Here is a 7733-nt window from a genome sequence, read left to right on the forward strand (position 1 = left end):
GTTTGGGCCTGCAGGCCCGCTAGCTACTCGCCGACCGACGACTTGACGCGCAAGACCTCGACGCCGGGCAGAGGCTTGCCTTCCATCCATTCAAGAAATGCGCCACCTGCGGTCGAGACATAGGTGAAATTGCCGGCCACACCGGCCTGGTTGAGGGCTGCGACGGTGTCGCCGCCGCCCGCAATCGAGATCAGCTTCTTGGCCTTGGTACGCTGGGCAGCATGCCTGGCGGCCGCGACCGTGCCGCGGTCGAAGGGCTGCAGCTCGAAGGCGCCGAGCGGCCCGTTCCAGACCAGCGTCGCCGCATCGTCGATCGCCGCATGGATGCGGGCGATCGATTGCGGGCCGACGTCGAGGATCATGCCGTCGGCCGGGATCGCGTCGAGGCCATAGGCGTGCGACGGCGCATTGGCGGCGAAATGATACGCGACGGTGGCGTCGACCGGCAGGATGATGGCGCAGTTCGCGGCGTCCGCCTTCTCCATGATGCGCAGAGCGGTTGCGGCGAGATCCTTCTCGGCCAGCGACTTGCCGATCCCGACGCCCTGGGCGTGCAGGAAGGTGTTGGCCATGCCGCCGCCGATCACCAGCGCGTCGACTTTGCTCACGAGGTTTTCGAGCAGGTCGATCTTGGTCGAGACCTTGGCGCCGCCGATGATCGCGATGACGGGTTTGGTCGGAGAACCCAGCGCCTTCTCCAGCGCGACGAGCTCGGCCTGCATGGTGCGGCCGGCATAGGCGGGCAGCTTGTGGCCGAGGCCCTCGGTCGAGGCGTGGGCGCGGTGTGCGGCGGAGAAGGCGTCATTGACCCAGATGTCGCCGAGCTTGGCGAGCTCGGCGACGAAGGCCGGATCGTTCTTTTCCTCTTCCTTGTGGAAGCGGGTGTTTTCGAGGCAGAGGATGTCGCTATCGTTCAGCGCCGCCACGGCCGTGGACGCAGGCTCGCCGATGCAGTCGTCGGCAAAGGCGACGGGCTTCTTCACGACCTTCGACAGCGCCTCGGCGACGGGCTTGAGCGACTCCTTGGCATCGCGCCCTTTCGGCCGGCCGAAATGCGCGAGCAAAATGACCTTGCCGCCCTTGTCGGAGATTTCCGTGATGGTCGGCGCGACGCGCTCGAGCCGCGTTGCGTCGCTGACGCGCCCGTTCTCCATGGGCACGTTGAGATCGACGCGGAGCAGCACGCGCTTGCCCGTCACGTCGACGTCGTCGAGGCTGCGGAATGATTTGGTCATCTTTGGCTCTCTTGTCCCGCGCGCACTGCAGCGCGAAGTGCCGCTGTGCAGAACCGGGACCTACGGTGTGGCTGGGTCCCAGCTCTGCGGCGCACCGTGAAGACACGCTGCGCCGCGTCCGGGACACGAGACCTTGGCTTAGATCACCTTGCTCATCGCAACAGCGGTGTCCGCCATGCGGTTCGAAAAACCCCACTCGTTATCGTACCAGGACATCACACGCACCAGCGTGCCGTTCTGCACCTTGGTCTGGTCCATGTGGAAGGTCGAGGAGTGCGGGTCATGATTGAAGTCGATCGAGACGTTCGGCGCGGTGGTGTAGCCGAGGATGCCCTTGAGCTGCTGCTCGGAGGCGCGCTTCATTGCCTCGTTGATTTCCTTCGGATCGGTGGCGCGCTTGGCGACGATCTTAAGGTCGACGACAGAGACGTTCGGGGTCGGCACGCGGATCGCGACGCCGTCGAGCTTGCCCTTCAACTCCGGCAGCACCAGGCCGATCGCCTTGGCGGCACCGGTCGAGGTCGGGATCATCGACATCGCCGCCGCGCGGCCGCGATAGAGATCCTTGTGCATGGTGTCGAGCGTCGGCTGGTCGCCGGTATAGGCGTGGATCGTGGTCATGAAGCCGGTCTCGATGCCCACCAGATCGTTCAGCACCTTGGCGATCGGCGCGAGGCAGTTGGTGGTGCAGGAGCCGTTCGAGACGACCAGATGCTCCCTGGTCAGCGTGTCGTGGTTGACGCCGTAGACGATGGTGGCGTCGGCGCCGTCGGCGGGCGCGGAGACCAGCACGCGCTTGGCGCCGGCGGTCAGATGCGCGGAGGCCTTTTCCTTGGCGGTGAAGATGCCGGTGCATTCCATCGCGATGTCGATGCCGAGATCCTTCCAGGGCAGCTTCGAGGGATCGCGCTCGGCGGTCACCTTGATCCTGCCGCCGCCGAGACTGATGGTGTCGCCGTCGACGGTCACGGTGCCGGGGAACCGGCCATGGACGCTATCGAAGCGGAGCAGATGGGCGTTGGTCTCGACCGGGCCGAGATCGTTGATGCCGACGACCTCGATGTCCTTGCGGCCGGACTCGACGATAGCCCGCAGGATGTTACGACCGATGCGGCCAAAACCGTTAATTCCAACGCGGACTACCATGTTTCGTCTCCTTATGACCGTTCGATGACGTCTGCTTCAATGACATCCGTTCTTCCCGCACAACGCGCTTAGCGCGCCTGCGAGGGTTTTTTTAGGGCGGACGCCCGGTTCGGCCGGGCGGTGCTTGATCATATGCGGAGTTACGTAATCCTTTTCTTTGGCAAGCTCAACTCTCAGGACACGCGCTTCAGCACAGCGTTAACCGCGGCCTCGGCGGTAATGCCGAAGTGCTTGTAAAGGTCCTTTGCCGGCCCGCTCTCGCCGAAGGAATGCATGCCGACAAATTCGCCGTCCTGGCCGATCACGGCATCCCAGCCCCAGCGTACCGCCGCCTCGATCGCCACCTTCACCGGCGCGTTGCCGATGATCGCCGCACGCTTCGCCTCTGGTTGCGCTAACAACAGCTCGAGCGAGGGCACCGAGACCACCCGCGACGCGATGCCGCGTTCGGCGAGCTGTTTCTGGGCGGCGACCGCGATCTCGACCTCGGAGCCGGACGCGAACAGCGTCGCCTTGGCCTCGCCCTGGGCGGCGACCAATTCATAGGCGCCCTGCTGGCAGGGATTTTCGTTCGGCGCATTGGTGCGCAGTTGCGGCAGGTTTTGCCGCGTCAGCGCCAGCACGGTCGGGCCGTCGATGCGGTTCAGCGCCAACTCCCAGCACTCGGCGACTTCGATGGAATCGCAGGGGCGGAACACGCGCATGTTCGGAATGGCGCGAAGCGCAGCGAGATGCTCGACCGGCTGATGGGTCGGGCCGTCTTCGCCAAGGCCAATGGAATCGTGGGTCATCACGTAGACGACGCCGGCGCCCATCAAGGCGGCAAGGCGCATCGCCGGCCGCGCGTAATCGGTGAACACCAGGAAGGTCGCCCCGTTCGGCGCGAAACCGCCGTGCAGGAAGATGCCGTTCATGGCGGCGGCCATGCCGTGCTCGCGGATGCCGTAATGGATGAAGCGGCCCTTCGGCGTCTTGGCGGAGAAGGCGGTCGCCGACTTCGCCTTGTTGTTGTTGGAACCAGTAAGGTCGGCCGAGCCTGCCAGGAATTCCATCGGCATCGCGCCAGCGATGACTTCGATCACGGCTTCCGAGGATTTGCGGGTCGCCGCGACCATCGGCTTTTCCAGCAGCTCCTTCTTGTAGGCGCGCACCGCCTTCGCGAGTGACGCCGGACGCTCATGGCGCAACCGGCGCTCGAACTCGGCACGTTTGCGGCTGCCGAGCTCAGCGAGCCTTCCTTCCCATTCCTGTCGTGCCGCCGCGCCGCGGCTGCCGGCTTCACGCCAGGCTTTGAGCACATCATCGGGCACCGTGAACGGCTCGAGCGAGATGCCGAGATTCTCCTTGGCGGCCTTGAGCTCCTCGGCGCCGAGCGCCTCGCCATGCGCCTTTGCCGTGCCGGCCTTGTGCGGCGCGCCGAAGCCGATGGTGGTGCGGCAGGCGATCAGCGTCGGCTTGCTGGATTTCTTGGCGCGGGTGATCGCGGCTGCGATCGCGGCCTGGTCCTGGCCGTCGATCTTCTCGGCGGCCCAGCCCGCGGATTTGAAGCGCTTCACCTGGTCGACGGAATCGGAGATCGAGGTCGGGCCGTCGATCGAGATGCCGTTGTCGTCGTAGAGCACGATCATCTTGTTGAGCTTCCAGTGCCCGGCCATCGCGATCGCTTCCTGCGACACGCCTTCCATCAGGTCGCCGTCGGAGGCGAGCACGAAGGTGTGGTGGTCGACGATCTTCTTGCCGAACTCGGCGGCGAGCATCTTCTCGGCGAGCGCCATGCCGACCGCGGTCGAGATGCCCTGGCCAAGCGGGCCCGTCGTGGTCTCGATACCGTTGGTGCGGAAATTCTCGGGGTGCCCGGGGGTCAGCGAGTCGACCTGGCGGAACTGCTTGATCTGATCCAAGGTCATTTCGGAATTGCCGGTCAGATAGAGCAGCGCATAGAGCAGCATCGAACCGTGGCCGGCCGAGAGCACGAAGCGGTCGCGGTCGGGCCAGCTCGGTGTGGCTGCATCGAATTTCAGGAACTGGGTAAACAGCACCGTGGCCATGTCGGCCGCGCCCATCGGCAGGCCGGGATGGCCCGACTTCGCCTTCTCGACGGCGTCCATCGCGAGGCCGCGGATCGCGTTGGCCATGCGGGTGGCATCGACCTGCGTATGGGCCATACGGGTGGCATCGAGCTGCATCATGATGAAAATCCGTCTGGAATGAGGTGCTTGATGGCCGTGTGCGCCGCGCTGGATCGAGCCTGGCGGTCACGGGAGGTTGGGGGCTGGATAGCATCTCGGTTCCGGGAGTCCAAGGCAATCAAACGCCATCCCCGAGCGAAAAGTTGCGCGCCGCGCGATCCGGAAAAGCCGCAGCCGGAGATGGTGCAGGCCAGGAACCGGCCGGCCGGGATGCTCACGGCCGATCTATCGGTGCATAGTTTCGCGGCGACGTTGCGATTTGCTAGCTTGCCACGTAAATTTCTGCTTCTAACCGCTTGCCGAACCGAGTCTTTTGCCGGGCGGCAAGCCCCAGGAAAAGGCCACTGGGCAAAGGCCACCAAGGTCCGCCGCTGAGCGCATGAACGATCGCGTTTCCAACAGTTCCGCCATGACGGAGTCGTCTGCCGTCGAGATCGAGATCGCGACCCGCAGGCTCATGGCGGCGCTCGACTCGCTCGAAAGCGCGGTCGAGCGTCGGCGCGATGCCGATCGCGACGAGAACGAGCTCGCGACGCGGATCCAGGCGCTGGGCGCAGACCGTTCGCGGCTTGCCGACGAACTCGACGGCGCGTTGGTCAAGGCGCGCAAGCTCGAGCGTACCAATCGCGAGATCGCCGACCGGCTGGACTCCGCGATCGTCACGATCCGCTCGGTGCTCGATACCGGAGAGGACGGATGAGTCACATCAACGTCACCATCAACGGCCGGCAATACCGCATGGCCTGCGAGGAGGGCCAGGAGGTGCGGCTGCTCAAGCTCGCCGAAAGCCTGGAGACGCGAATCCAGTCGCTGCGTGGAAAATTCGGCGAGATCGGCGATGCGCGCCTCACCGTGATGGCGGCGCTGACCGTCTGCGACGAACTGGTCGATGCCGGCAATCGCATCCGCACCATGGAGCAGGAGTTGACTGAGCTGCGGGATTTCCGCAATGCCGCCGTCGAGCGCGCCCGGATGACCCAGACTGCGGTGGTCAATGCGCTGAACGCCGCAGCCGAACGCATCGAGAAGTCCACTCAGGTCCTGAACCGCACCGTCGGCAACGGGATTGCGATCGGCTGATTTTGGCGCTTCCCTTGTCGGCCATCCTTCGAGACGCCCGCTTTTCGCGGGCTCCTCAGGATGAGGTCTTTGCTTCGCGGTGAAATCCTAACCCTCATGGTGAGGAGCCCGCCCAAAGCGGGCGTCTCGAACCATGCAGGCCAAGCTCTTTCACCAAGTCTGGTGGCCACGTGCGATCGCTATGGCGATTCGTCAGTATCGTTGTTACATTGCGCAGGCGAGGCTGCGACGCGCGTCCGGAGCCATATATCCCCGGGGCCTTATCGATCCTTTAGGGAACTGTCCCTGGCCGGGCCCGTGGGCCCGGACATATGGTGCCCACCTACTTTCGTAGGGAACTCCGGGATCGAGTGCTTCAACGGCGGCTGCGGCTTCGCACTTTTGTCTGCTTGGTTTGTGCTTGTTGAAACGACCGCGGCCAGTTCAACAGGTGTCATGCCCCGGCTCGACCGGGGCATCCAGTACGCCGCGGCCTTTGTGTGAATCACCACCGCCTCTGGAATACTGGATCACCCGCATTCGCGGGTGATGACGTGGGGGACCAACGCACATGTCCAACTCCAAAGCCGAACTCCGTGCCAAAGCCCTCGCGGCGCGCGACGGGCTGAGCGAGAAGAAGCGCACAGCCGCCGCCACCAAGCTCGCCAAGCGCGGGCTGCCGTTCAAGCTTTTGCCCGGCAGCATCGTCTCCGGCTATTCGCCGATCCGCAGCGAGATCGATCCGATGCCGCTGCTGAAGAGGCTTGCCGAGGAGGGCGCAAAGCTGGCGCTGCCTTGCGTCACTGCGCGTGGCCAGTCGCTGGTCTTCCGCATCTTTCATCCGAACGACCGCCTGATGCTTGGCCCGCTCGGCATTCCCGAGCCGTCGCCCGCCGCGGCCGAAGTCGTCCCCGACATCATGCTGACGCCGCTCGCCGCCTTCGATCGTCTCGGCCATCGCATCGGCTATGGCGCCGGCCACTACGACCACACATTCGCGCACTTGCGCAAAGCCAAGCAGATCGTCGGCATCGGGCTTGCTTTTGCGGCGCAGGAGATCAAGGCGATTCCTGCACTATCGCACGACGTCGCGCTGGATTATGTGCTAACGGAATCGGACGTGTTTGATTTCCGGAGTTCTGAAGTTGCGCATTCTCTTCGTGGGTGATGTCGTCGGCCGTACCGGGCGCAACGCCATCGCCGAATATCTCCCCGGCATGGTCAAGGACTGGTCGCTCGATTTCGTCGTCGTCAATGGCGAGAATTCTGCCGGAGGCTTCGGCATCACCGAGGCGATCTATCAGGAGTTTCTCGACGCCGGCGCCGACGCGGTGACGCTCGGCAACCATTCCTGGGACCAGCGCGAGGCGCTGGTGTTCATTGAACGCGCCGAGCGCCTGGTGCGGCCGACGAACTATCCGCGCGGCACGCCCGGCCGCGGCGCCGCCCTGGTCGAGACCAAGAACGGCAAGCATGCGCTGGTGGTCAACGCGCTCGGCCGCGTCTTCATGACCCCATTCGACGATCCCTTTGCGGCGCTGGAGCGCGAGCTCGGCGCCTGTCCGCTCGGCGTTGCTGCGGACGCCATCGTCGTCGATTTCCATTGCGAGGCGAGCAGCGAGAAGCAGGGCATCGGCTTCTTCTGCGACGGCCGCGCCAGCCTCGTCGTCGGCACCCACACCCATGTGCCGACCGCCGACCACCAGATCCTGTCCGGCGGCACCGCCTACATGACCGACGCCGGCATGACCGGCGACTACGATTCCATCATCGGCATGCAGAAAGAAGAGCCGCTGCGAAGGTTCACATCGGGAATACCGTCAGGCCGCTTCGAGCCGGCGGCGGGCGCAGCGACGCTGAGCGGCGTTGCGGTGGAGACGGATGACGCGACGGGACTCGCACTGCGGATTGCACCGGTGCGTGCTGGGGGCCGGCTGGAGCCGACGACGCCGAAGTTCTGGTTGAGCTGAAATCTCGTGCGGCATCGCCGGTGTACCCTCGCCCCTTGTGGGAGAGGGTGGCTCGCCGCGTAAGCGGCGAGGCGGGTGAGGGGTCTCTCTCCGCGCGTAAAACTGCCTGTTACGTTCGCGGATAGATACCCCTC

Annotated in this window: 7 protein-coding genes and 1 other RNA gene; 5 read left to right on the top strand and 3 right to left on the bottom strand. The window is 64.9% G+C overall.

From position 1 onward, the window contains the following. Positions 1-23 precede the first annotated feature (23 nt). From FXV83_RS08425 to tkt, 3 genes are all read right to left on the bottom strand, one after another. Positions 24-1235: a phosphoglycerate kinase gene (locus tag FXV83_RS08425; protein ID WP_148738726.1), complete on the bottom strand. Its 1212-nt coding sequence runs from the start codon at positions 1233-1235 to the stop codon at positions 24-26. A gap of 138 nt (positions 1236-1373) precedes the next feature. Beyond that, positions 1374-2381 (bottom strand): type I glyceraldehyde-3-phosphate dehydrogenase, encoded by a 1008-nt coding sequence (gap, locus tag FXV83_RS08430; protein ID WP_148738727.1) that lies wholly within the window; start codon positions 2379-2381, stop codon positions 1374-1376. 173 nt (positions 2382-2554) lie between these two features. Next, entirely contained in the window at positions 2555-4570 is a 2016-nt protein-coding gene (tkt, locus tag FXV83_RS08435; protein WP_148738728.1) for a transketolase, read from the bottom strand. Positions 4571-4949: 379 nt separating this feature from the next. On the opposite strand from tkt, the gene FXV83_RS08440 reads away from it, so the two are divergent. The 5 genes from FXV83_RS08440 to FXV83_RS08460 all read left to right on the top strand — a co-directional run bounded on the left by FXV83_RS08440 (position 4950) and on the right by FXV83_RS08460 (position 7599). After that, entirely contained in the window at positions 4950-5270 is a 321-nt protein-coding gene (locus tag FXV83_RS08440) for a DUF4164 domain-containing protein (RefSeq protein ID WP_187435753.1), read from the top strand. Then, positions 5267-5650, top strand: a complete 384-nt coding sequence (locus tag FXV83_RS08445; protein ID WP_148738730.1) for a cell division protein ZapA — start codon at positions 5267-5269, stop codon at positions 5648-5650. The genes FXV83_RS08440 and FXV83_RS08445 overlap by 4 nt, the downstream gene beginning before the upstream one ends. A gap of 217 nt (positions 5651-5867) precedes the next feature. Further along, a non-coding RNA gene (gene ssrS, locus FXV83_RS08450) (6S RNA) lies at positions 5868-6028 on the top strand. A 172-nt stretch (positions 6029-6200) separates the two neighbouring features. Next, positions 6201-6797, top strand: coding sequence for a 5-formyltetrahydrofolate cyclo-ligase (locus FXV83_RS08455; RefSeq protein WP_148738731.1), 597 nt, complete (start codon positions 6201-6203; stop codon positions 6795-6797). Beyond that, entirely contained in the window at positions 6775-7599 is an 825-nt protein-coding gene (locus FXV83_RS08460) for a TIGR00282 family metallophosphoesterase (RefSeq protein ID WP_187435754.1), read from the top strand. Before FXV83_RS08455 ends, FXV83_RS08460 begins: the two co-directional genes overlap by 23 nt. Positions 7600-7733 lie beyond the last annotated feature (134 nt).

Source organism: Bradyrhizobium hipponense (genome assembly GCF_008123965.1).
Taxonomy (GTDB): domain Bacteria; phylum Pseudomonadota; class Alphaproteobacteria; order Rhizobiales; family Xanthobacteraceae; genus Bradyrhizobium; species Bradyrhizobium hipponense.